This is a genomic window from Geomonas diazotrophica, from assembly GCF_019063885.1.
Taxonomy (GTDB): domain Bacteria; phylum Desulfobacterota; class Desulfuromonadia; order Geobacterales; family Geobacteraceae; genus Geomonas; species Geomonas diazotrophica.
In genome coordinates, this window is record NZ_CP077684.1 from 4071199 (window position 1) to 4095395 (window position 24197).

Sequence of the window (24197 nt, forward strand, 5' to 3'; positions counted from 1 at the left end):
TCCCGAACACGCCGTCCGCCTAGAACGGCCAGACCTTGTCCAGCACGTTCATCAGCCACCCCGGTTTCTGGCGGTCCGAGATGATCCCCTTGCCGGAATACGAGATCCTGGCGTCGGCGATGAGCGCCGAGTTGACGGTGTTGTCGGTGCTGACGTCGCGCCCGCGCACCGTGCCGGTCAGCACGATGATCTGGTCCTCGTTGTTCACCCTGACGTTACGCCTCCCCTCGATGAGCATGTTGCCGTTGGGGATCACGTCCACCACCTTGGCGGAGATGGTCGCCTGCAGGGTCTCCTGCCGGGAGGTGGAGCCTGCGCCGTCGAACTTGGAGCCGTAGCTCGCGCTCAGGAGGCTGGCGAGGTCGGCCCAGCTCTTGATGGGCGTCTTCTCCAGGCCGAGCAGGTTCGGTATGCCGGCACTGATCGAGGAGTCGCGCGATGTCCCGGTGGCGGCCTTCTTGCTGGCGCTTGCGTTCTCGGAGATCACCACGGTGATGATGTCACCGCGCCTTCTCGCTTTCATGTCTTCGGCGAGCCCCGTGGAGGAGGCCTGCCACAGCGACCCCGAGGCGTAGTTCATCTGCGGCGCCGGGATCTGCTCGTCGAAGGCGGGAGTCGCCACTTCGGCGCTCTGGTGCGCGCAGGCCGAAAGCCAGAACAGCGGCAGGCACAGGGCCGCCGCCTTCACTATGGTCGAGCTGTTGCCTTTCTTGCGGTCCATCTAAAAATCCACCTTTACCGTGGTCGCGTCGACCACCCGCGCCGCGATCTCCTTCTGCGAGGAGAGGTTCTGCACCGTGATCAGGTCGCCCGAAGCGCCGGCCCCCTTGGCCCGCCCCGTCGCAGTGATGCGCACCACGTCGTTCTCGGCCACGATGGTCACCACCTGACCGCTCTTGACGATGGGCACCTTCTCCAGGTTGTCCTTTCTTACCGGGGCGTTGGCCCTGAGCGTGCTTTTCACCCTCAGCCCCACCGCCTCGTCGATGTTGTTGAAGTAACGCCCCTGCACCTGGGCCAGGTCCCGCTTCACGATGGCGAGGTCGGAGGCGGAGAGCACCTCGCCCCGCTCCAGGGTGCGTGCGGCGACCACCATCTCGGCCAGCGCCTCTACCTCGACCAGCACGGTCTGGTTTTTCTTCACCTGGTCATCGACCCGCACCATGAGGGCCACCGAGGCGGGGCCGTACCCTTCCCAGCGCTCCGGGGCCACCACGTCGAAGGTCACCTTCCCGGCGGGGAGCTTCAGGTCCCCCTGGTAGTTGATCTTCTTGACCGTTATGTCGGCGTTCAAGGGAGCCGCCTTCTGCACCAGGTAGTCCTTGATGGCCGCCTTGACGGTCGCCTCGCTCACCACGTTGACCGCGGCGGGGCCCGCCGCCTGGGCGAACCCTGACAGCGGCAGGGCAAGGAGCGCGAGAGCCAGCAAAAACGCTCGCATCAGGGGTTACCTCTTGAGTGCAGCGGCCTGCTGCAGCATTTCGTCCGAGGCCTGGATCGCCTTGGAGTTGATCTCGTAGGCGCGCTGGGAGACGATCATGCTCACCATCTCTTCCATGACGCTCACGTTGCTCTGCTCGATGTATCCCTGCTCCAGGGTCCCCAGCCCGTTCTGCCCCGCGGTGCCGGTGGTGGCGTTACCCGAGGAGTCGGTCGGGAGGAAGAGGTTCTTGCCGATGGCGTTCAGGCCGGCGGGGTTGGTGAAGGAGGCGAGCTGGATGGTCCCCACCGTGGTGGAGGCCGTCTGTCCCGCCTGCTGGACCGACACGGTGCCGTCGCTTCCGATGTTGATGCTGGTGGCGTTGCTGGGGATGACGATTTCCGGGACGATGGGCTGTCCGTCCGGGGTGACCACCCTACCCTGCCCGTCCTTTTTCAAGGAGCCGGCGCGGGTGTAGGCGGTGGTGCCGTCGGACTGCTGCACCTGGATGAAGCCGTCACCCTCGATGGCCACGTCCAGTTCGTTGCCGGTGTGCACCATGGTACCGGTGGTGAAGATCTTGCTCACCGAGCCGGGGCGGACGCCGAGGCCGACCTGGATGCCGGTCGGGATGGTGGTGGTGTTGGTGGCCGGGGCGCCGGTGGTCTTCTCGGTCTGGTACATGAGGTCCTGGAAGTCGGCGCGGCTTTTCTTGAAGCCGGTGGTGCTGGAGTTGGCCAGGTTGTTGGCCACCACGTCTATGTTGAGCTGCTGAGCCTGCATCCCTGATGCGGCGGTCCAAAGTGCTCTGATCATTGCAATCTCCTTAACGGCTTGACGGCCGTTGTACGTTCTACGGGGTTTAGACCTTCCCGAGGTCGTTGGCGGCGCGGGCGGTCAGGTCGTCGTAGGTCTTCACCGCCTTGGCGCAGATCTCGAAGTAGCGGCTCGCCTCGATCAGGCGCGACATCTCCACCACCGCCTTCACGTTGGAGGTCTCCAGATACCCCTGCTTGATCCCGGCCGTGGAAACGGTGGTCGCGGCGTTGGGGTCGGCCGGCTGGAACAGGCCGTTGCCCAGCTTGTTGAGGGCGTACGGCTTGGCGAAGTCCGCCGTGCTGATGGTCCCCACGGCGTTGCCGTTCACGCTCACCTGCCCGTTGGAGCCGATCTCCACCTTGCCGTTGCCGGGGACGGTGATGGGCCCGCCCCCCCCCTGCACCTCGTAGCCGTCCGCGGTGACCAGCCTGCCGTTGGAGCCCAGGTGGAAGTTACCCTGCCGGGTGTAGGCGGTCCCCTGGGGGGTGTTCACCACGAAAAAGCCGTCACCTTCCAGCGCCACGTCGAACGAGTTGTCGGTGCGCTGCAGGCTTCCCGCGGAGTAGTCGGTGGAGTAGCGGTCGTTGCTGAACACCGGCCCCTGCGTCGAGTTTTTGACATTGGCCAGCACGCTCTCGAACTGGATCTGGTCCGCCTTGAAGCCGGTGGTGCTGGCGTTGGCCAGGTTGTTGGAGATCACGTCCAGCCTGCGCTGAGCCGAAAGGTTGCCCGTCAAGGCCGCGTACATACCTGCGTTCATGCTCCCCCCTAGGCCACGCGCTTCATCTTGCCGCGCAGCCTGACGATGGCCTGGCTGTGCAGCTGCGAGATGCGCGACTCGGTGAGATCAAGCACGGCGCCGATCTCCTTGAGGTTCAGTTCCTCGTAGTAGTAGAGCGTGATCACGATGCGCTCCTTCTCGGGGAGGGAATCGATCGCCTCGGCGAGGCGCTCCACGGTTTGGCGCGCGATCAGCTGGCTCTGCGGGCTCTCGGTCCCCTTGTCCTCAAGGACGTCGAGAAGGCCGAAGGGAGCGCCGTCCTCGTCGTGCCAGGCGTCGTCCAGGGAAACGAAGGAGAGGAGGTGGATCTCCTCCAGGAGCCGGAAGTAGTCCTTGAGCTCGAGCCCCATGGCGGTGGCCACCTCGTCGCTGGAGGGGTTGCGCCCCAGGCGCTGCTCGAGCTGGGAGAACTCCTTCTCCAGCTTCTTGAACTTGTCCCTGAGGCTCCGGGTGAGCCAGTCCTGGGCCCTGAGCTCATCCATGATGGTGCCCCGGATGCGCTGCTCCGCGAAGGTCTTGAACTGTACCCCGCGGCTGGGATCGAAGCGCTCCGCGGCGGAGATCAGGCCGATCACCGCGGCGCTTCTCAGGTCGTCCCGGTCGAGGTGCGGGGGGAGTGACGAGGCGATCCGGTCGACAATGAACTTAACCAGCGGGAGGTGGGTGACCACCAGTTCGTCCCGGCTCATCGGGACCCCGCGTTGCGCCTCATGCTCATACGCCTTAAGAAGACAGTTCATGGTTCCTCCACATCGTGCTAGATGCCACCGGAGCCACCGGCATGGCCCCTGCGCCGGCCGGCCGCTCCGCATTGATTTTTAGTGCCAAATTTTTGAACCCCGTCGACGCCTTGGCATCCGGGAAGAGGCGGTATAAAGCCCCGCGGCGCCTCACGGACTCCACCAGGAGCTCGTCATGCAGGATCGATCCTGCGTGGTCAAACTGTACTTGCAAAAAGCGGCCCGTAATTGCGGCCAATTTGGAAAAGAGTGTCTCCCCCTCCTGGTTGTCGCGGCACATGTTGATCAGGAGCCTGAAACGGAAGGAGCTGTCGCGGCCGGAAAGCATCTTGATCAGCGCGTAGGCGTCGGTGATCGAGGTGGGCTCGGGGGTGACCACCAGCATGATCTCCCGGGCGAGGGAGGCGAAGCCGGTCAGGTTGGCCGCGATCCCGGAGCCGGTGTCGATCAGGAAGTAGTCGAAATCGTTCTGCAGCCTGAGCATCGCCTGCAAGAGCGCGCCGCGCTCCCAGGGGGAGAGGGCGCTGTACTGCTGCATATCCATCCCCGCGGGAAGGACGCTGACGCCGCCTCCCAGCTCCACCACAGTGTCCTTCAGGGGGACCTCCCCGGAGAGCACCTGCCCCATGCGGAACGGGGCGTCCTTGCCCAGGCGCAGGCAGATGTCGCCGACGCCGGGGTTGGAGTCGACGATCAGGACCCGCTCACCGCGGGCGGCCAGGGAGGCGGCCAGATTCACCACGACGGAGGTCTTGCCGACCCCCCCCTTGCCGCTGGTGACCGAGATCACCCTGAGCCCTTCGCGCAGCTGGAGCTGCTCCGGTACTTCGGTCTTGGCGCGACCCGCCAGTCTCCTGAGCGATTCGGCCTGGTCTGTTGCTAGGCAAGACATTGTCATCAGTTGGACTCCTGCACCACCATGGCGGCGAGCTTTCTGGAGGTCGCCACCTCGATGTCCTCGGGCACCTTCTGCCCGGTGCTGAAATAAGAAAGAGGGATCTTGTGCTTCAAACAGGTGTCGACGATGCAGCCGAAGGTCCGGCTTTCGTCGAGCTTGGTGAAGAGGAGCTTGGTCACCGGCAGGGTGCCGAAGGTCGCGATGATCTCGTCGATCTCGCGGCTCCTCGTGGTGGCCGACAGGCAGAGGTAGACGTCGATCCCGGTCTGGGTCTCGAGGTACCCCTTGAGCTCGTCGAGCCGGTCGGCGTCCTTGGGGCTCCGCCCGGCGGTGTCGATGAGGATCAGGTCCTTGTCGGAATGGCGGGCCAGCGCCCCGGAGAGTTCCTGCGAGTTGCCGGCCACCTCCAGCGGCAGGTCCATGATCTTCGCGTAGGTCTTCAGCTGCTCGACCGCGCCCACCCTGAAGTTGTCCATGGTGACCATGGCCACGGAAACGCGGCGGTTCAGTGCGTACATGGCGGCGATCTTGGCGATGGTGGTGGTCTTGCCGACGCCGGTCGGACCCACCACGGCCACGATGCGCGGCCCGTTCTTCTTGATGCGCAGCGAACCCGAGCATTTCACCATGCCGGCCAGGTTCTCCGCCATCAGCGAGCGGAGCTCGTCCAGGGATACCCCCCCCTCGGCTGCGGCACGGACCGACTCGGTCAGGGCCTGCACCGCCATCGGGCCGACCTCCTCGCCCCTGAGCTCATCGGCGAGCTTTTCCAGCAGGCGCTCCTCGTCGCTCCCCCTGTCGGCGCCCTTCACCAGCTTGAGCGCGGAGGCGGGGTTGGGTTGCTCCAGCTGCTCCACCGGGAACGGGACGGCCATCGGTTCGGGCTGCGCCGCGACCTTGACCGCGGTCTGCTCGAGCGCCTGCCCGGCCAGTTGGAAGGTCACCGGCTTGGGCCCCTTATCCTTGTTGCCGGAAACCGCGTTGTAGAGGAGCTGCTTGATCTCCTCGAGCTCCTCCTTGGCGAAGGTCCTCGGGCCCGCCGGGCTTTCCGGCTGGGGCTCCTGGGAGGGCTGCGCCTGCGGCACCGCCTGCTGCGCCTCCTTCTTCGAGAGCGCCTCGATGCGCTGCTTCAGCTCGCGCACCTCGCGCGCCAGGGGGCCCAGCATGGAGTTCTGGAACTCCTCGCGGGTGGAGAGCTCGCGCTCCTGAACCGGCGGTGCTTCCTCCCGGTAGGGGTTGGGGCGCTGCTGCACCGGTCTCGGCTCCAGGGCCGCGGTCACCTCGTAATAAGGCTTCGAGAAGAAGCCGAGGATCCCCTTCTTGCGCTCCTTCTTGGAGGAGAGGATCATGGCGTCCAGACCCATCTCGGCCTTCACCATCCTGAGAGCTTCCGACATCTCGCCTGCTTGGAACGTTTTAACTAGCATTGATCACCACCACGCCTAAGGATTGGATTTTTATGTTGGGCGGGATCTCGTTGTGCGAGATGACCGCCAGGTTGGGCATGAACCGTTCGGTGAGTTTCTTCACGTGACGACGGATGGAGGGGGAAGCCATCAGGACCGGAAGCGCGCCGATGGCGTCGAACTGCTCGGCGTTCCTGCGGATGGCGGCCAGGACGCGCTGCGCCACGTGCGGATCTATGGCCAGGTAGCTTCCCTGCTCCGAGAGCTGGACCGAGTCGACGATGGTCTCCTCGATGTCGTGGTCCAGGGTGAGCACGCAGAGGGTGTCGTCCTCGCGCTTGTACTGCTCCACGATGTAGCGCCCCAGGCTCTGCCGTACGAACTCGGTGAGCATCTCCGGGTCCTTGGTCACCCCGCCGTAATCGGCCAGTGTCTCCAGGATGGAGCGGAGGTCGCGGATGGAAACGTTTTCCTTCAAAAGGTTCTTCACCACGCGCAGCACGGTGCCCAGTGAGAGCAGCGACGGGACCAGCTCCTCGACCACCTTGGGGAGGGTGGCCGCGATGCTGTCCAGGAGCTGCTGCAGCTCCTGGCGCCCCACCAGCTCGTGGGCGTGCTTCTTGATGGTCTCGCTGATGTGGGTGGCGAGGATGGTGGTGTTGTCCACCACGGTGTAGCCGGAAACCTGCGCCTTCTCCCGTTCCTTGCCCTTGATCCAGACCGCGGGGAGACCGAAGACCGGCTCGGTGGTCTTGATCCCCTCCAGCGCACCGACCGCGCCGCCGCTGTCCATGGCCAGGTACTGCCCGGAGAGCTCGCCGCCGCCGACCTTGGCGCCGTTGATGAGGATGTTGTACTCGTAGGGTTTCAACTGAAGGTTGTCGTGGATGTGGATCGGGGGAACGATAAAACCCATGCGGTCCGCCACCTGCTTCCTGATGGAGCGGATCCGGTCCAGGAGTTCCCCCTGCTGGCTCGCGTCCACCATGGGGACCAGGCCGTACCCCACCTCCAGCTCCAGCATGTCCAGCGGACGGATGCTGCTGATCTGGTCGCTCTCCTCGGCGCTCCCGGCCGAGGTCTCCACCACGTCCTCCACCTCGGCCTTATTCTCCACCGCCATCTTGCTGATCAGGTAGGAGACGCCCGAGAGGAGGAAGAAGGCGAAGTGGGGCAGCCCCGGGATCATGGCGAACAGGAACAGGACCCCCGACGCGACCTGGAAGGCCTTCGGGTAGTTCAAAAGCTGGCCGGCGATCTCGTGGCCGAAGTTGTTTTCGTCGGCGGAGCGGGTCACGATGATGCCCGCCGCGGTGGATATGATCAGGGCCGGGATCTGGGCCACCAGCCCCTCGCCGATGGTGAGCAGGGTGTAGTTCTGCAGCGCCTGGTCCAGCGGCATCCCTTTCTGCCAGACGCCGATCACGAAGCCGCCGACGATGTTCACCAGGACGATCATGATGCCGGCGACGGCGTCCCCGCGCACGAACTTGCTGGCACCGTCCATGGAGCCGTAGAAGTCCGCCTCGCGGGCAATCTTCTTGCGCCGGGCCTTGGCCTCCTTGTCGGTGAGGATGCCGTTGGAGAGGTCGGCGTCGATGGCCATCTGCTTGCCCGGCATGGCGTCAAGGGTGAAGCGGGCGGCCACCTCGGCCACGCGCCCGGCGCCCTTGGTGATGACCACGAAGTTGATGATGACGAGGATCAGGAAGATGACCGCACCCACGACGTAGTTGCCGCCGACCACGAACTGGCCGAAGGCCTTGATGACGCCGCCGGCCGCCTCGACCCCCTCGCTGCCGTGCATCAGGATGAGGCGGGTGGAGGCGATGTTGAGGGCGAGCCGGAACAGCGTGGTGACCAGGAGGATCGAGGGAAAGACCGAGAAATCGAGCGGCTGCACCGTGTACAGGCAGACCAGGAGGATCACGAGCGCCACGGTGATGTTGGTGGCCAGGAAGACGTCGAGCATGAACGCCGGCAGGGGGACAACCATCAGGGCAAGCACCCCGATCAGGGCCACCGCCATGTAGATGTCCGAATTGCTTTTTGGTCCCGGGAGCGCCAGGGCGTCCGTCGTGGGGTTGGCCATGCGTCAGTTTCCTTTGCCTGATCTGGGGTTCACTCTGCAGAGGGACCTTGTGCAACCGGTGTGCCATTTTCCCGAGGGCGCCCAAGCGGCGCCGTGGCGGGCAAAAAGTGGAATGAATACAGCGGGGAGCGGGGGTCTGGGTGGACCGGGAAGGGAGGAGACGGCGGGAGCGGCAACGTCATTTTTGAAGCGCTGCGCCAGTCATTTTTTTGACCGGGCGGGGGCGACCGTGGTTAGAACGTTCTTTTTTTCTTGTCAAAAGGACGGGGAGCCGCTATGTTTTCCCCGCCCGAAGGAGGCCTCCCCGCAGCCCTCCCAGGAGCCACCCCTGAAACGGAGCACAATGCGCGCGTTATTGCTGTTATCGCTGATCCTTCTGTCGCTTCTGGCCGGATGCACCAGCTACCTACCGTCCACGGTGCTCCCTGCGCCCTCTCCGGCGCAGCCGTACGTGAAGCTGGTCACCATCCCGCTTCCCGTGATCGCCTCCAGCCCCAACGAGGGGGTAACCTGGGGCGCCCTGACCGCGTTCCTTTTGCACAACGACAAGGACGAGGTTTCCGCCATGTTCGCCCCGCAGGTGAACCGCAACGAGAATTTCGGCACCACGGGGACCCTCTACGGCGCCATGTACCCCTCCCCCCTGCGCAGCATCGAGTTCAACCTCTCCAAATCCAGCAAGGTGAACTCCGACTACGAGGTGAGGGTCCGGGACCAGAGCCTCATGGAGCGCAAGCTTGAGTTGAACGCCTTCGTCTACAACTTCACCGACGGCTCGGCCCGCTTCTTCGGCTTCGGGGCGGGCAGCAGCGCCGAGGACGAGACCAACTTCGCCGACCGGGAGTTCGGCTACACGGTGTCGGCGGGTTACCCGCTGTCCGCCAACACCGTCCTGTACCTGGGGGACCGCCTGAGAAGGGTGGAGATCGACGAGGGGGCCGTCAAACAGCTCCCCAACCTGCAGCAGCACTTCAGCGCGGCCGAGGTACCCGGTCTCGACGGCTTCAGCACACACGCCCAATCCGTTTCGCTGGTCTACAGCACCCTCGACGCCTCCACCATGTCCAGTTCCGGCATCCGCGCCCGGGCCTCGATCGAGGGAAGCCTGGCCGGCCTGGGGAGCAGCGCGCGCTTCGTGCGCTACGAGGCCGAGGTGAAGGGCTTCTTCCCCGTCCCGGACAGCCGTTTCATCAGCGCCGGCAGGTTCGCCGTCGGACAGGCACGCGGGAGTTCCATCCCCTTCCTGGAGCAGAGCATCCTGGGCGGCGAGAACACCCTCAGGGGGTACGGCAGGAACCGCTTCATAGACAACAGCTACGTGGTCTGCAACCTGGAGGAGCGGATCAGGCTGTTCCGTTGGGAGGTTTTCGACGTGCGCGCGGACTGGGAACTGGCGCCTTTCGTGGACATCGGCGGGGTGGCGGACACGATGGGAGACCTGCGGGCCGGCGAAATCGAGGTGAATCCGGGCATCGGCTTCCGCGCCGTGGTGCGCCCCAACATCCTCGGGCGCATCGACGTGGGTTTCAGCAAAGACGGCCCCGCAGTCTTCGTGGGGCTCGGGTACCCCTTTTAACAGCCGTTCTACGTTCTAGGTTCTACGTTCTAGGTTCTACGTTCTACGTTCCAAATCAAAGGGGACTGGCTCCGCAGGTGACTGTATCAGCCTGCGGAAGTCCTCGAATGACGTGATCTCCCCCGAGATATCCATAGCGCCCTCCCTGACCGTACCGTAGCGTCCACCGGCACCACCACAAGAGTTAAGCATAAACAATCTCCCCGGCACCCCTCGCACCTCCCCTCGGCTGCATCACGTGCAATCGGTGATACATTAAAGAGGCGGGCTACTTCAGCTCATTGGAGGAGTGGATCATGACGCGCGCTATCCGTCGGCTCGGCATCACGTCCCTGTTCGCCTCGTCTTTGCTGGTTTCCTGCCTGCTCCTCTCTTGCGCTTACCCGGGCGCGACCTCTCCAACCGGCATCACGGTGCGGCAACCGCCACAAGCGACACCGCTGCGCCCCATAAACGTACGCAAGGTTTTCCTCAACTACTCCGGGGTCAAGGTGGTAGAACTCAGCTTATTTCCCAGCGCGGGGTTCGGTTTGAAAGACAAGGGCAATTTCGACGCCTCCCTAAAGAGCACGCTGAAGGGAGCAACGAAATGGCATGACCAGAAGGGGGACGAGATCAGGCTCTACGTAGTCATCAACAGGTACATCATCGGCTGGTACGGCGAATACAGCGCCGCTCACGCGGCCTTCGCCTGGTGCGCCGCCGATCCGGGGGGCAAGGTCCTGTTCCAGGAACAGTTCTACGCGACGACCAGGTGCACTTCCCTGTGCAACCTGGGAGAGATGAAGGACCGGATCAACCATGCCGCGATCCGACGCATAGCCGGCAAGGCCCTGAACCTCGCTTCGGGCGTGGACGTAAGCGGCATCACGGCCGTTCCCGGCATCTACGACACCGTCGATGCGGCGATCGGGTCCATTGCCTACGGTGTTCGCTATTGGACGCCGAAGGAGATTTTCACCGCGCCGCTGCTGAAAGTGAGCGAACCGACAGATTGGGCCGGCATCGTCATCCCGGGGAACCCGGCGCCAGCGCCCTAGTGAACGGATTCACCCGAACCACGCCTGCCGCAACAGCCTGATCCCTTCGGCGATTTCTTCCGCGGAGAGGCCGCCGAAGCCGATCATGATCAGGTTTTCCGGGGCGCACTCCGGGTTCTGCCAGAACTGGCGGGTCGGCGACACCTTCACCTGGTACGCCGCCGCCCGCTCCACCATCGCCTCCTGGGTCTCTCCCGTGAAATGCTCCAAAAGGACGTGCAGACCCGCGTTCTGTCCGTAGATCCGCACCCGGTCACCCATCTCCCTTTGTACCGACTGCACCAGTACCTCGTGCTTCTTCTTGTTGACCAGGCAGACCTTGCGCAGGTGCCGGTCCCAGTGCCCCCCCGACAGCAGGCTCGCCGCGACGTACTGCTGCAGCCTGGGGACGGTGCACTTGTAGCGCTCGAAGACGGTATGGTACCTCGCCAGCAACCATTGCGGCAGCACCATGTAGCCCATGCGCAGCCCCGGCGCGAACGCCTTGGAGAAGGTCCCCAGGTAGATCACGCGCTCCTGGCAATCGATCGACTGCAGGGCCGGGATGGGCCGGGTGCGGTAGCGGAACTCGCTGTCGTAGTCATCCTCGATGATGACCCCTCCGCTTTGCTCCGCCCACTGCAGCAACCTCATGCGGTGCTGGATCGGCATCACCACCCCGGTGGGAAGCTGATGCGACGGGGTCACGTAGGCCAGCCGCGCCCCGCTTTTCTTCAGTTCCGCCGGGTCGATACCGGATTCGCCGACCGGCACCGGAAGCACCCGGTAGCCGTGGTTTGCGAAGATGACCCTCGTGAAGTCGTAACCCGGCTCCTCCATCCCGAGGATCCGCTCCTCCAGCGGGAACAGCAGACAGATCATCATCGCCAGGTCCTGGAGTCCCGCGCCGACCACGATCTGCTCCGGCGAACATTTGACACCCCGGGACTGGCGCAGGTATTTCGCCAGTTCCCGCCGCAACTGGAGTTCTCCCTGCTTGTCCCCGTAATAGGCGATGGAGTCGACCTTCAGCGAGGTCAGCACCTCGTTGTTCAGCCGCCGCCACAGGGCGTGGGGGAAGGAGTGCGGATCGAAGTCGCCGTAGGAGAAGTTGTACTTCACCGGCCTGGCCTGCGCCGGGGCCGGCTCATCCGGCTCCCCCCACGTGCCGCTCCCCGAGAGGAGCTGCGGCTCCTCGTCGTCCCCCGTTATGCAGGGAAAATGCAGCAGGTCTTCCTGGAGATCCTGCACCACGTACCCCGAACCATGCCTCCCCTCCACGTACCCCTCGATGCAGAGCTGGTCGTAGGCGGCCTCCACCGTGTTGCGCGCGATGGAGAGATTTTTCGCCAGGTCCCTGGTCGATGTCAGCCGGCTCCCCTTCTCGTATTCCCCGGTGACGATGTTCTGCTTCAGCTGCTCATAAAGCTGCTGATACAAAGGCTTTTTTGATTCCGGGTTCAGGTAGATCATGGCGATCCCTCCCTCATCGCGCTCGGCGGGGGCAAAAGCTGTAAACGAAGTGTATCCATAAAAATTATGAAATGTGGCCCTTCACAGGGATACTGTTTGCGCCCTATCCTTACACCAGATTTACAGCGTTGTAAATATCGCAGGGGCCGTATCCCCGGCTGGACCGGGGAGGCCCCACCCCAGGAGGGCATTATGAAACGTGCAAAAGCAAATCTCCTCACAATCATGACCATCATCGCCACCGCGCTTCTGGCCGCGTCTCCGCTGACCGCCGCGGCGGGAGAACGGGCCGGCACGGCAGGCAAACCTGCTCCCCATAAAACCGCTGCAACAGAACAGGCAGAAAGGATGGAACTGAAGATAGGCTGGGTGACCGTCGCCAACGACGGCTCCCTGCACGTCGACTTCACCGTGAAGGACGGCAACGGCAAGGGGGTCACGGGACTGACCCGGGACGACATCGCGGCTGTATCCTTCGGGCGGTTGGGTTACGAGGACGAGGTGGGTCTGAGAACTGTGGTAGGCCAACCCAGCAAAATCTGGCTGAGCTACCTGGAGAAGCGCCGCGACGGGCAGAGTATCGAGCGCAACCGCGGTGTGGTCGCACTTGGGGACAAGGACCGCCTGATTGAGGAAGGGGACGGCAGCTACAGCCTCGAGGTAAAAAGGGCGGCGCGGCTGCTTACGAAGTTTAGTTATCAACCTGCGGCCGAAACCGGAGTGCTGCTGAGGATCAAGAGAGACGGCGGCGCAGAAGGGCGCGACTCCTATTTCTGGCGTCCGGCGCTGGCGAAGAGAATTGAAGTTCCGAAGATGCTGGCCCGCTCAGAAGGCGGTCGCCCCTTGAGTGCCAAGCCCCGGGCCTGGAACTAGCCCGCAGGAACCGCCCCCCCTCCCTCGACGGGCCTGCGCGCCGCAGCGCTTCTGCCCGCGAAGGCGGGGGGGAACCCGCAGGTTATGCGAAAACCCGCTCCGGTACCTGGCGCCCCCCTGGATCACGAAAGAGCCGCGCCCTGCCTGGTCTTTCTCCGCTCCAGTTCGTGGTCGATGCAATTCAGCACCTCGAACTTGGCGAGCGACCAGAGCGGCGCGATCAAGTCCTTCCTGTTGCCGTCTCCGGTAAGCCGCTGCACCACGATCCTCGGATCGAGCCGCTCCAGGAAATCGCAGACGAGCCCAACGTAGCTGTCGCGGTCCAACAGCGGCACCTCCCCCGCCTGGTAGAGGTCGGCCAGGCGGGTGCCGCGCATCACGTGCAGGAGATGGATCTTGACCCCGTCCACGCCGGCCCGGTTCAAGAACTCGGCGCCGGAGAGCATCTCCTCGCGGCTTTCCCCCGGTAGACCCAGGATGATGTGGGCGCAGACCCTGATGCCGCGCTTTTGACACTCGCTGACTGCGGTGCTGAACGAGGCGAGGTCGTGCCCGCGATCGATGGCGGAGAGGGTGCGATCCAGCGGCGACTGCAGGCCGAGCTCCAGCCAGAAGTAGCAGCGCCGGGCGTACTCGGCGAGGAGATCGAGCGTTTCCGTCGGCAGGCAGTCCGGGCGGGTACCGACGATGAGCCCCACCACGTCCGGCACGCTGAGCGCCTCGTCGTAGAGTTGGCGCAGCCTTGCCGCGGAGGCGTAGGTGTTGGAGTAGGACTGGAAGTAGGCGATGAAGCGGGCGGCCTTGTACTTCCTGACCATGACCTCCTTGGCGTGCTCCAGCTGTTCGGCCACGCCTGCCCCCTGCAGGATGCCGTAGGAGCCCGACCCCTTGCCGCCGCAAAAGATGCACCCCTGCGTCCCGACACTGCCGTCGCGGTTCGGGCAGGTGAACCCCGCGTCCACCGAGAGCCGCTGCACCTTGCAGCCGAACACCCGCTTGAGCTCTTCAGAAAATGCGTTGTAGCGCTGCATGAAATCTCCTCGGCCTCTCTTCTAACATAGATGAAGGCTACGGAGCAATCACGGCGCCTCTCTCGCCGACCGTAGGGGCGAATAATTATTCGCCCGATTCTCCCCGTTGGCCCGAACCGCCTGAGCCTCCCTCACCCCCGCCCCTCTCCCGCTTGCGCGCAAGCGCTTCGGTGGGCAAGCCCGGATGGCGAGGGGAGTCCAGCCACTGGTCCCCCCCCTGCGTCCCCCCTGCTTTTCAGTTGCCTCCCCCAGCCAAACCCTGTATCTTCGACCGGGTCATGCAAAAGTACTTTTCAGCTCTCGCCATCGAGCATTTACGCAGCGCCATCGCAGAAGCAAACGGCAACGAGGTTTTCTTCCTGGGCCGCACCGACGAGGCACGCGTCGTCGTGGCAGTGGAGCCGCTGGCCCGCGGCAACAAGGACGCCGTCCCCGCCATCATGATCGCATGTTCCTTCGGGGACGTGGTGATCCACAACCACCCTTCCGGCAACCTCACCCCCTCGCAACCGGACATAGAGATCGCGTCGCTCCTGGGGAACCAGGGGGTCGGCTTCTACATCGTCAACAACGACGCCTCCCGCGCCAACCAGGTGGTCGCCCCATTCGCCCGGAAGGTGGTGGAGCGCCTCTCCTACCCGGAGGTCGAGCACTTCTACGCCCCCGACGGGGTGCTGGCCCAGGCCCTGCCCGGCTACGAGCACCGCCCCGAGCAGACCAGGATGGCGCTCAACCTCTCCGAAGCCTTCAACGAGGAGAAGGTGGCCATCGTCGAGGCGGGGACCGGGACCGGGAAGTCGCTGGCCTACCTGCTCCCTGCCGCCCTCTGGTCGGTGCGCAACAAGGAACGGGTGGTCGTCTCCACCAACACCATCAACCTCCAGGAGCAGCTGATCCAAAAGGACATCCCCTTCCTGCAGCAGCACGCCGGGGTGCAGTTCCGTGCGGTGCTGGTCAAGGGACGCGGCAACTACCTCTGCCTGAGGAAGCTGCGGGTGAACGCCGCCGACGCCTCGCTGTTCAAGGACGACACGGCACAGGAACTGGACGCCATCGTCGCGTGGAGCAAGAAGACCGAGGACGGCTGCCGCGGCGACCTGGCCTTCATCCCCAAGGACGAGGTCTGGGAGGAGCTTTGCTGCGAGTCGGACCAGTGCGGCCGGGTGAAATGCCCGGAATACCCGCGCTGCTTCTTCTACAAGGCCAGACGCGAGGCCGCCGGCGCCGATCTCCTCGTGGTCAACCACGCCCTGCTGTTGGCCGACCTCTCGGTGCGCCAGGAGACCGGCTACGACGCCACGGCGATCTTGCCCCCCTTCACCCGGCTCGTTTTCGACGAAGGTCACCACCTCGAGGACGTAGCCACAAGCTTCCTCTCCAGCCAGGTTTCACGCCTGGGGCTGGTCAAGCTTTTAGGCAAGCTGCAGCACCCCAGGAAGGCACACCGCGGCGTGCTGCCGCAGCTCTCCACCCAGCTTTCCGCCGCCGTCCCCGAATCGCAGGATGACCTCTACCTGGAGATCGCCGAGGTCCTGGAGGGGCGACTGATCCCGAGAAGGGTCGCGGTGCTGGATGCGGTCACTCGCGGCATGGACCAGATCGGCGAGGCGCTGTTCAAGAAGCTGAAGAAGGACGGGGTGGAGCAGAAGCTGCGGGTGACGCCGGCGATTTACAGTACGCCGCTCTGGCAGGAGGTGACCCCGCACATCGAGAACATGGCCAAGGAGCTCTCGGACTACGCCCTCGCCATGCAGGCGTTTTTGAAGGGTTGCGAGAAGCTCTCCGACAAGGTGCTGGAAAAGCTGGCGGGACCGCTCACCGATCTTCGCGGTGTGAAGGGGAGGATCGAGTGCGCCGTGGATGCCCTGCGTTTCTTCATGGCGCGGGAGGACGAGTTCTGCCGCTGGTTCGAGCTGAGGAAGGGGCCGTTGGTGAAACTCTGCTGTTCTCCGCTGGAGGTGGCCGAGTCGATCAAGAAGGCGATCCTGGACCGTTTCAAGACCGTCGTGCTCACCTCCGCGACCCTCGCCATCGGCGAGAAGTTCGACTTTTTAAAGCACCGTACCGGGATCGAACTGCTCGCCAAGGACCGGGTGAGCGAACTGCTGCTCCCCTCGCCCTTCGACTACGCTCACCAGGCGCTGGTCGCGGTCCCCTCCGACATGCCCGAGCCGACCTCCCCGATGTTCGAGGCCCGGCTCTGCAGTCACCTCTTGGACGCGCTCCGGATCTCGCAGGGGCGCGCCTTCGTCCTCTTCACCTCGTACGATCTCCTGATCCGGGTCTTCAACCGCCTCGCAGAGCCGCTGAAGGCCGCCGGGCTCACCCCGATGCGCCAGGGGGAGACCAACCGGCACATGCTCCTTTCCAAGTTCCGAAACTCGGTCAGCCCGGTGCTCTTCGGTACCGATTCCTTTTGGGAGGGGGTGGACGTGCAGGGGCGGGGGCTCGAGCTGGTGGTGATCACCCGGCTACCGTTCAGAGTCCCCACCGAACCGATCCTGGAGGCGAGGAGCGAGCACATCACCGCCAAGGGGGGCGATCCCTTCATGAGCTACACGGTGCCGCAGGCGGTGATCAAGTTCAAGCAGGGGTTCGGGAGGCTGATCCGGAGCAAGGAAGACCGCGGCGCCGTGCTGATCCTGGACTCGCGGGTGCTGACCAAGAACTACGGCAAGATCTTCCTGACCGCGCTGCACGGGGTCACGGTGCAGAAGTCGCCGGAAGAAGAGATCTGTCGGAGACTGCAGGAGTTCTTCGCCGTAACGCCCACGACCTGAACGAAGCCCAGGCGCACCTCTTTCGGCTCCTCGTGACGGGCAGGTAGAGCAAAAAAAGGGGGCCGGCTTCCCGGGCCGGCCCCTTCATATCACAATCCGCGGCCTGACCCATTCACAGCCCGCGCATCACAACTCCGCTTAAGCGGAACTACACCTTTTCAATCTTCGCCTTGCCCCGCAGCTCTTCCACGTAGGCCGCCAGCATCAGGCGGATCTTCTCACGCTTCAGGTTCCCCGCGATCTGGTTCTTCACGTCCTCGTAGCGCTCCGTCGCGGGCGGCAGCTTCTGCTCCACCTTGATCACGTGAAAACCGAGCTGCGTCTCGACCACGTCGCCGATCTCCCCCGCCTTGAGCGCGAAGGCTGCCTTCTCGAACAGAGGCATGGTCTGCCCCTTGCCGATTATGCCGAGGCTCCCTCCCTGGTCCTTGGTGGGCGACGTCGATTCCTTCTTGGCGACCTCGGCGAACGGCTCGCCTCCCTTGACCCGCTTCAGCACGGCCAAAGCCTTTTCCCTGGCCTGCTTCTTCGCTTCGGCGTTGGCGCCCTTGGGAACACCGATCAGGACGTGACTCACCTTGATCCGGTCCCCCTGGGTGAACTGCTTCAGCTTGTTCTCCTCGTAGAATTTCCTCACTTCCGGTTCGGTCACCTCGGCCTTCCCCGCGAAACGCTGCGCGATCAGGTTGTTGATCACGATATCCTTGCGCGCCGCCTCTTCCAGGTCCTTCTGGGTCATGTCGACCGACTTCAGCGCCTTGTCGAAATCCGCCTGCGAGGGGTACTGGTACTTGCTCTGGACGATGCGGGCGGTCACCTGCTTGTCCAGGTCTTTCATTTCCAGCTTCATGCCCGCCTGGTACAGCAGTTCGGCCGCGGTCAGCTGGTTCAACGCCGCTTCGGTCGCCTTCTTAAACTGGTCAGGCGGCAGTTGTCTGGGATCTCCCGACCCCACCAGGGCCTTGATGGTGCGGTCCAGTTCGGCCCGCGTGATGACGGTGCCGTTCACCTTTTCCACCGCGGCCTGGGGTGAGTTTTTGGCGGGCTCTGCGGCGCAGGCCGCCAGCGCCAGCAGGGACACGGCCGCCGCCGAACGGGTTATCTTGTTCATCGAAAGCATATGCATCTCCTCTTTAAGGCCAGTTGTTTTCGCAGTCTTAACCTTGACCTCAACCTGTTTTTAACGTTTCGCAACCTGCGCGACCACCCCTTTCGCTTTCCCGATCTCGCTCAAGATGCGCAGGGCCGTGGTGGTGGAGTCCGGAGTGGAACCGTACCCTTCCAGCGGGCCGAAACCACCGTTGACCTTGATGTACAGACGCTTCATGAAGTTGAAGGCGAGCGTCTTGTCCAAGCGGTTGCCGGCATTGACCTCCTTCAGGGCGCGGATGGCGTAAAGCTGCTCGTCGAGGTCCGGGCGCTCCTTGCTTTTCTTGTCGAGGTAAGGGGTGGTCTGCAGGTACTGGACTGCTTTCTTTGCGGTATCGGCATCGAGCGAGCACAAGGCGTTCAGGACATAAGCAGCCATGTAGGTGCTGCGTGCGTTGGGACGCCCCGGACCCTTCTCCGGGCCGAAGCCCCCCTCTTTCTTGGCAAAACCCTTCACGTACTCGACGGTCTTCGCCTTATCCACCGCATCCAGCCCGTTCACGGCCTTCAGCACGTGCACCGCGTAATAGGTGGTGGCGAGAGAGGATTTTTTCGCCTCGGGCGAGAAGCCGAAGCCGCCATCGGTGTTTTTCAGGGACGCGGCAAAGCTCTTCACCTTCGCCCGGTCGACGGCGTTGCCGGCATCGAGCAGTGCCAGGGTCTCCAGGGCGATGTCGGTGTAGAGGATGGATGAGGTCTTGCTTGATTTGTCAGGCGTGAAGCCGCCGTCTTTCTGCTGGGCCAGCTTGGTGGCAAGGATGATGGCGTTCTGTCTTCCGGTATCTATTTTCTCTCCCATAGCCTGGAGCGTGTAGACATAATCATTGGCGATCACCGTGGCGACCGGGAAATCGGGACGCCCCTCCATCTCTCTGATGAAGACGCTGGTTTTCTTGAAATCGAATGCGTTGGTCTTTGCATTGGCGGGTTTTTTTTCCTTGGCCAGCGCAGGAACGGCCAAAGCGGCGACCAGGGTAAGTGTGACTATTATGCGTAGGATTTTGCTTGAAATGGGCATCTTCGCACTCCGTATGACATTGAATGGGATTTTGGGAAAGGGGGGGGAGGATCACTCCCCCCCGGAAGCACTGCAAGTTACATTACATTAGAGGTGCGGCGGTACGCCCCAGGTCGAGGTCTTGGTCGGGTGGCAGTAGACGCAGACGCCGAGTGCGTAGGTTTTGTCCTTGCCTGCCGGGAAGCTGTAGCTGGTGCTACCCTGCAGGGTGGACAGCTGGGTGTTGTCCAGGGTCATGGTCGACGGAGCCTCGGCATGTGCGGAGCCGTGGCAGGTCTGGCACTTGATGCTACCTTTGTGACCGCGGCCGTTGATGAACTTGCCGAACAGGGTCGGGCTGGTCGGGTACACGGTGCCGTTCACGGTGTTGTTGGCGTGGCAGGCGAAGGCCGGGTTGGCGCCTGCGCTTGCCGCGGTGCAGGACGGCAGGGTGGAAGCTTTCCACGGCTGTGCGAGCTGGCCGGCAGCGGTGCGCTGGTTCAGGTTGCCGTGGCAGTCGACGCACCAGAGGGCGGTCTTAGCCTTGTGGGAACCGCGGTAGCAGTTGACGTTGTTGCCCGGGTGGCAGTCGTAGCAGTTGGTGGCAACGTTCGCGTCGTACTGGGTGAGTACCTTGGTGCTCTGGCTGTGGAAGCGGTGCAGCACGTCGGAGAAGGAGTACTGGGAAACCTTGATGTCCGCCCTGGTGAAGGTGGCGCCAGCCATGATCACATAGTTCGGCCATACGTTGGCAAGGCCGGGTGCTGCGCTCTCGCCCATCGCCGGATCCCAGTGGCACCAGGAGCAGCGGATCGGGCCGGAAGTGCCGTCGCCGGTCGGGTCAAGGTAGTTGAAGTCGATTTTGCTGGAGTTCTGGCCGTGCATCTTGCCGAGGTAGGCGAAGGAACCGGCAGCGGTAGCCGGGTAGCCGTTGGCGGAAGCAAGCGAGAGGTGGCAGGAGCAGCAGCCGCCGAACGCCACCGGGGTCACGGTGCTGGTCTGGGCCAGGATGGTGCCGGTGCTGTTCTTCACGTACACGTTGGTCATCGGGTACGGGTTGCGGTTCGCGCCGCCCAGCGGGTCGGTCATGATGTTCTTCGCGGTATTCGCGTCGACCAGCGGGTAGGCCGGGATGCCTACTGCGGTCCAGTCCTTCAGGGTGCTGTCGTAGGTCATGTTGCCGGAGATGCCGTTGCCGGCGAGACCCTGCACCTTGCCGCCGGAGACCGGGGCGAAGCCCGGGAACAGTTTCGGCGCGTAGGTGATCCACTGCTGGAAGTAGGGGTCGGCCTGCAGGGTGGACTCGGTGTTGTCAGCCATCGCGTAGCTGACGGTAACGCCGTATGTAGCTGCGTTGGTCGAATCGATGATGACGGGGTCGTTGCTGCCGTACCCCAGGACCTGGGCCCTGACCGTGTTGAACGGGGGGAGGAGCAGGAATCCGGCGAAGGTCGGGCAGGCGCAATGCATACCAAGATCATTCCACGCGACCACCTTGTAGGAGCTCGGAGCCCCGGTCCTGCCGGCAAATGCCGGAGCGACGACAGCGGTGAGGGCCGCTGCGGTAAGGGCCAGCGCGGGTACAAGTTTTCTCAATTTCATGCCTTGTGTTACCTCCTTTGTGATGTGAACCATTTTTCTCTCTGGGGTCAACCTCCCGGTCCGACTGGGGTGGGTACCTCACCCGCCGAAACCGGTTGCTTCTGTTGTCCGCACCCGGTATGCGAACGGCGCTCTTAATAGCAGGGAACATGCCAGTGGTCAGAAGACCACTAACTCATTAGAAGTACACGAGCGATCACATAAGGTTTGGACGCAAAAAAGGGGCAAAATACCCAACCCACAATACCCCACACCCAACCAGTGTTATTTTACCCAGAGGACAACGCCCTATGTTTATAAGGTATTACACCCAAAAACTGTGTCAGTTAGCCCAAAATTCTGCCGAAGGCAAGGCCCCCATCCCGTGATCGAAATCACAAAAACACCCTCTATCGCACCGGGAAGAGGCCAATTCACCCAACCGGCAGGCGAGTTTTCCCTCCCCCCGGGCACCCCCAGTCCCCGCCTCGTTGCCCCCAGGCACCCGGAGGTGCACTGCCCCGCGCCCCCTCTTGGTACGAGCATTGCTGCTGGCCGTTTCGCACCTGTTGTGCTATTTACGAGGGCGAAAGCGGGATGTTCCCATTCCCTGCAGATGGTCACGAACGTGGAAAAGGAGTACATGATGGGCAGTACCGCAAGGTGGGGAGTTTGGGCTGTAGGGATTGCAGCGATTTCTTTGTTGTTTGCCGCGACGGCCGGCGCTGCCGCCTGCAACGAGGAGGTCGTTATCGGGCAGACTCTGGCGGAAGTTGCCGCGATCTGCCCTCAGCCGACCTTGAAGGAGCACCGCGACCTTTGGGAGGAGCTGTTGGAGGGGAAGAAGAAAATACGGAGCGCCACGTCCTATGACCACTGGGTTTTCGATACCGGGCCGCAGGAATTCATGGTGAGCCTGATTTTCTTGAACGGGAAACTGGCCGAGTTGCGCAACCTGGGCTACGGCAGCATGCGCGACCCGATGATGCCGGAATGCCGCAACGGCGAGGGGCTGGCCTTGGGCGACACCATGGTCGATGCCTACCTGAAGTGCGGGGAGCCCCTGGCCCGCGAAAAGCGCGGCGACAAGGCAGTGGTGTCCGTGGAGGGAGAGGTGACACGACGGACCTCGGTCGCCATCGAGGAATGGACCTATCGTTACGGCCCGGATCTGCCCGGTTACACGCTGCGCTTTGAAAATGGGGTGACCGCGGAGATCCGCCCGCGTGAGTTCGGCAAATAGCAACTGTGCGAGGTTGGCTAGTGAGGGATCCCGCGCGCGACCGTAACCGCCGCCACCGCGGCGACCTCCGCTTCGCGTAAAGCATCGACACAGGCCCCCAGCGTGCTCCCCGTGGTGAAGACGTCGTCCACCAGGAGCACGCGCTTTCCGGCCAGCGCTTTTGGCTCCCCCACCCCGAAGGCATCTTTCACATTGGTAACCCTGTCTCCGGCATCCAGTCCCGTCTGCGGCTCGGTCCAGCGTAACCGGCGCAGGTTCCCCACCACTTGCGGCACCTTTAGCTTCTTCCCGAGCACCTCGGCGAGGAGCTGCGACTGGTTGTAGCCGCGCTGCCTGAGCCTTTTGCGATGCAGCGGCACCGGTACGACGCAGTCCGCCCCGGCCTGCCTGAGGAACTGTTCCACCCTTTGAAAGGTCAGCACCCCTAAGGGATCCGCCAGGTGCATCTTACCGCCGTACTTGAAACGATGGATAAGGTCCTGGAGCGGACCTTCCAGGACGGCCGCAGAGCGGCAGGTATGGAAAGGGGGATGGGCAAGACAGGCACCGCAGAGATGGTCGCTGCCGCGGTCCGTGGCAAAGGGGGCCCCGCAGAGGGTGCACAAGGGGGATTCCAGGAAGGATATTTTGCCGAGGCAACCGGCGCAGATGAGTGGCCGGGGCGGAACGCTGTCCGCCCCGGCAACGGGTATGGCCCCCTTGCAGGCGTGGCACAAAGGGGGGAACAGCAGATCGAGCAGAGGGCGCAAGAACATGGCAACCCCATAAAATCCGTTCTACGTTCTATGTTCGACGTTCTACGTCTAAAGCCCCATGTCCTCGTTGACGACCAGGACCTTGATGTCGGTGTTCCTCGGCTTCTTCTCGATGATGGTGGTCACACGGCAGATGCGCTGCGGAGAGTTGCAGTCGGAGCAGAAGCCGGTGGTGGTGCACGGGGTGGAGAGGTTCAGCCTCTTGGCGTTGGGCGGCGAAGCGTAGGTCCTGATGCGCTGCACGGCGTCGTCGATGCTGCCGTCCACCAGCTTGTTCCGCCCCACCACCACGATCACCTTCTGCGGACCGAAGAACATCGCCGCGGCACGGTTGCCGTTGCCGTCGATGTTGACCAGGACGCCGGAGAGGGTGACCGCGTTGCTCCCGGTCAGAAAAAGGTCGCAGGTAAGCTGCCGCCTGGTGATGGCCAGCTTCTCCTCGGGAGAAAGACCGGGGAGCCCATGGTTCAAGATCTCCTTCCCCATCCCCTTCAGCTTGTCGGAAAGTTTCAGGTCCGCGATCGAAAGAGAGCCGCCGAAGCCGACGCTGTGAGCCTCCGTCGCCTCGTTCACGATGTAGTGGAACACCTCTTCGCCGTCATGACAGTAGAGGGCGTCGAAGCCGTTCTTCTTCAGGTTCTCCACCGCTTTTTGGCATTTGTGGGCATAGGCCCAGTCGTTCAACTCTTCAGTGTTGCTCATACAGCCTCCGTTTAACAATTGACTGCGTCCGGCTAAACGCTCCAGCCCTGCCATTTTTTCCCAGCAACGGTGCATCCCTCATCCGCCCCTGCGGGGCACCTTCCCCCGGAGGGAGAAGGCATCATTTCTCCCTCACCTATGGGAGAGGGGGAGGGGTGAGGGCCCCGACTACCTTTGCGCCAGGTACTCTTTCTCGTAAGGCCAACACTCGCCCATGAAGCCGATCAGATGGCTCATGCGCTCCTTGAACCCGAGGCGGAACGGATCCTGCTCCGGGAAGGAACGCTTCTCCCGCACGCTGTCGCAAAGGTCCTTGCCCAGGGCGCGGGCCTTCTGGAACAGCGCCTCCTGGTCCGGGAACTGGCGAGGCCCCGCACCGGGGGAGCCGATGCTCCCGACGTTCTGGGCTCCCATGGCGTTGACGATGCGCTGCATGTATTCCAGCGGTTCTTCGTCGCCGCCACCGCCGGAGGTTTCGACCAGCGCCGAGTACTTCCCTTCCAGCGCGGTGAGGTGAATGAGGCCGTTGCAGCGGTCCAGGAATGCCTTCAACTGGGCCGTGATGCTCAAAAGGTAGTTGGGGGTCGCGAGGATGAAAGCGTCGGCGGCCAGCAGCTTGTCCTTGATGGTTTCGTACTCGTCCTTCACCGGGCAGATGCCCACCTTGTGGCAGGCGTCGCAGGCAAGGCACGGCTTAATCGGCGTCTCGGAAAGCGAGACGATCTCGATGTCGGCGCCCGCCTGCACCGCTCCCGCCAGCACCTCTTCCAAAAGGCGTCCCGTGGTGCCGTTCATGCCGCGGGGGCTGCCGTTAATTGCAACAATCTTCATGGGGTCTCTCCTTTCTTTTCAGTCGGACCAG

At 63.4% G+C, this 24197-nt stretch carries 21 protein-coding genes; 5 read left to right on the forward strand and 16 right to left on the reverse strand.

From position 1 onward, the window contains the following. Window positions 1-19 precede the first annotated feature (19 nt). Genes KP003_RS17955 through flhA form a run of 8 tightly spaced genes read right to left on the reverse strand, consistent with a single transcriptional unit; the run spans window position 20 to window position 8156 of the window. On the reverse strand, window positions 20-688 hold the full coding sequence (locus tag KP003_RS17955; protein WP_407931689.1) for a flagellar basal body L-ring protein FlgH: 669 nt from the start codon (window positions 686-688) through the stop codon (window positions 20-22). Between the two features lie 33 nt (window positions 689-721). Then, window positions 722-1441, reverse strand: a complete 720-nt coding sequence (gene flgA, locus KP003_RS17960) for a flagellar basal body P-ring formation chaperone FlgA (protein WP_216499758.1) — start codon at window positions 1439-1441, stop codon at window positions 722-724. 6 nt (window positions 1442-1447) lie between these two features. Then, on the reverse strand, window positions 1448-2236 hold the full coding sequence (gene flgG, locus KP003_RS17965; protein WP_216789481.1) for a flagellar basal-body rod protein FlgG: 789 nt from the start codon (window positions 2234-2236) through the stop codon (window positions 1448-1450). 46 nt (window positions 2237-2282) lie between these two features. Next, a complete protein-coding gene (flgF, locus tag KP003_RS17970; protein ID WP_217300058.1) occupies window positions 2283-2999 on the reverse strand; it encodes a flagellar basal-body rod protein FlgF in 717 nt (238 codons plus the stop codon). An 8-nt stretch (window positions 3000-3007) separates the two neighbouring features. Continuing rightward, window positions 3008-3760 carry a FliA/WhiG family RNA polymerase sigma factor gene (locus KP003_RS17975; protein WP_199395706.1) on the reverse strand — a complete coding sequence of 251 codons (753 nt, stop codon included), beginning with the start codon at window positions 3758-3760 and terminating at the stop codon, window positions 3008-3010. Then, the gene (locus KP003_RS17980; RefSeq protein WP_216499761.1) at window positions 3744-4658 is read right to left on the reverse strand and encodes a MinD/ParA family protein; all 915 of its coding nucleotides are present in this window, start codon (window positions 4656-4658) and stop codon (window positions 3744-3746) included. Before KP003_RS17980 ends, KP003_RS17975 begins: the two co-directional genes overlap by 17 nt. Then, on the reverse strand, window positions 4658-6085 hold the full coding sequence (gene flhF / locus KP003_RS17985) for a flagellar biosynthesis GTPase FlhF (protein ID WP_216789484.1): 1428 nt from the start codon (window positions 6083-6085) through the stop codon (window positions 4658-4660). Before flhF ends, KP003_RS17980 begins: the two co-directional genes overlap by 1 nt. Beyond that, the gene (gene flhA, locus KP003_RS17990) at window positions 6075-8156 is read right to left on the reverse strand and encodes a flagellar biosynthesis protein FlhA (protein ID WP_216789485.1); all 2082 of its coding nucleotides are present in this window, start codon (window positions 8154-8156) and stop codon (window positions 6075-6077) included. Before flhA ends, flhF begins: the two co-directional genes overlap by 11 nt. A gap of 343 nt (window positions 8157-8499) precedes the next feature. On the opposite strand from flhA, the gene KP003_RS17995 reads away from it, so the two are divergent. Next, complete coding sequence (locus KP003_RS17995) at window positions 8500-9732, forward strand: BamA/TamA family outer membrane protein (protein ID WP_217300059.1); 1233 nt, start codon at window positions 8500-8502, stop codon at window positions 9730-9732. A 296-nt stretch (window positions 9733-10028) separates the two neighbouring features. Next, a complete protein-coding gene (locus tag KP003_RS18000; protein WP_217300060.1) occupies window positions 10029-10772 on the forward strand; it encodes a hypothetical protein in 744 nt (247 codons plus the stop codon). 9 nt (window positions 10773-10781) lie between these two features. Here KP003_RS18000 and pdxR read toward each other — a convergent pair whose 3' ends face one another. Then, window positions 10782-12224, reverse strand: a complete 1443-nt coding sequence (pdxR, locus tag KP003_RS18005; RefSeq protein ID WP_216499766.1) for a MocR-like pyridoxine biosynthesis transcription factor PdxR — start codon at window positions 12222-12224, stop codon at window positions 10782-10784. A gap of 192 nt (window positions 12225-12416) precedes the next feature. On the opposite strand from pdxR, the gene KP003_RS18010 reads away from it, so the two are divergent. Continuing rightward, a complete protein-coding gene (locus KP003_RS18010) occupies window positions 12417-13097 on the forward strand; it encodes a hypothetical protein (protein ID WP_217300061.1) in 681 nt (226 codons plus the stop codon). Between the two features lie 122 nt (window positions 13098-13219). On the opposite strand, the gene mnmL is transcribed toward KP003_RS18010, so the two are convergent. Further along, entirely contained in the window at window positions 13220-14128 is a 909-nt protein-coding gene (gene mnmL, locus KP003_RS18015; protein ID WP_217300062.1) for a tRNA modification radical SAM protein MnmL/YtqA, read from the reverse strand. 278 nt (window positions 14129-14406) lie between these two features. Between mnmL and KP003_RS18020 the strand changes: the two genes are divergently transcribed. Continuing rightward, window positions 14407-16908 (forward strand): helicase C-terminal domain-containing protein, encoded by a 2502-nt coding sequence (locus KP003_RS18020; RefSeq protein ID WP_217300063.1) that lies wholly within the window; start codon window positions 14407-14409, stop codon window positions 16906-16908. 148 nt (window positions 16909-17056) lie between these two features. Here the strand turns inward: KP003_RS18020 and KP003_RS18025 are convergent, their stop codons facing one another. From KP003_RS18025 to KP003_RS18035, 3 genes are all read right to left on the reverse strand, one after another. Continuing rightward, window positions 17057-18028 carry a peptidylprolyl isomerase gene (locus KP003_RS18025; RefSeq protein WP_217300064.1) on the reverse strand — a complete coding sequence of 324 codons (972 nt, stop codon included), beginning with the start codon at window positions 18026-18028 and terminating at the stop codon, window positions 17057-17059. Window positions 18029-18088: 60 nt separating this feature from the next. After that, on the reverse strand, window positions 18089-19075 hold the full coding sequence (locus KP003_RS18030; protein ID WP_216789494.1) for a prenyltransferase/squalene oxidase repeat-containing protein: 987 nt from the start codon (window positions 19073-19075) through the stop codon (window positions 18089-18091). A gap of 87 nt (window positions 19076-19162) precedes the next feature. After that, entirely contained in the window at window positions 19163-20656 is a 1494-nt protein-coding gene (locus KP003_RS18035) for a hypothetical protein (RefSeq protein ID WP_216789495.1), read from the reverse strand. A gap of 625 nt (window positions 20657-21281) precedes the next feature. Here KP003_RS18035 and KP003_RS18040 point away from each other — a divergent pair. Next, entirely contained in the window at window positions 21282-21878 is a 597-nt protein-coding gene (locus KP003_RS18040) for a DUF2845 domain-containing protein (protein WP_217300065.1), read from the forward strand. A 17-nt stretch (window positions 21879-21895) separates the two neighbouring features. On the opposite strand, the gene KP003_RS18045 is transcribed toward KP003_RS18040, so the two are convergent. The 3 genes from KP003_RS18045 to KP003_RS18055 form a co-directional block, all read right to left on the reverse strand. Further along, the gene (locus tag KP003_RS18045; RefSeq protein ID WP_216499774.1) at window positions 21896-22633 is read right to left on the reverse strand and encodes a ComFC family protein; all 738 of its coding nucleotides are present in this window, start codon (window positions 22631-22633) and stop codon (window positions 21896-21898) included. Between the two features lie 48 nt (window positions 22634-22681). After that, on the reverse strand, window positions 22682-23335 hold the full coding sequence (locus tag KP003_RS18050; protein ID WP_216789499.1) for a lactate utilization protein: 654 nt from the start codon (window positions 23333-23335) through the stop codon (window positions 22682-22684). A 168-nt stretch (window positions 23336-23503) separates the two neighbouring features. Beyond that, window positions 23504-24166: a flavodoxin family protein gene (locus tag KP003_RS18055; protein WP_216499776.1), complete on the reverse strand. Its 663-nt coding sequence runs from the start codon at window positions 24164-24166 to the stop codon at window positions 23504-23506. Window positions 24167-24197 lie beyond the last annotated feature (31 nt).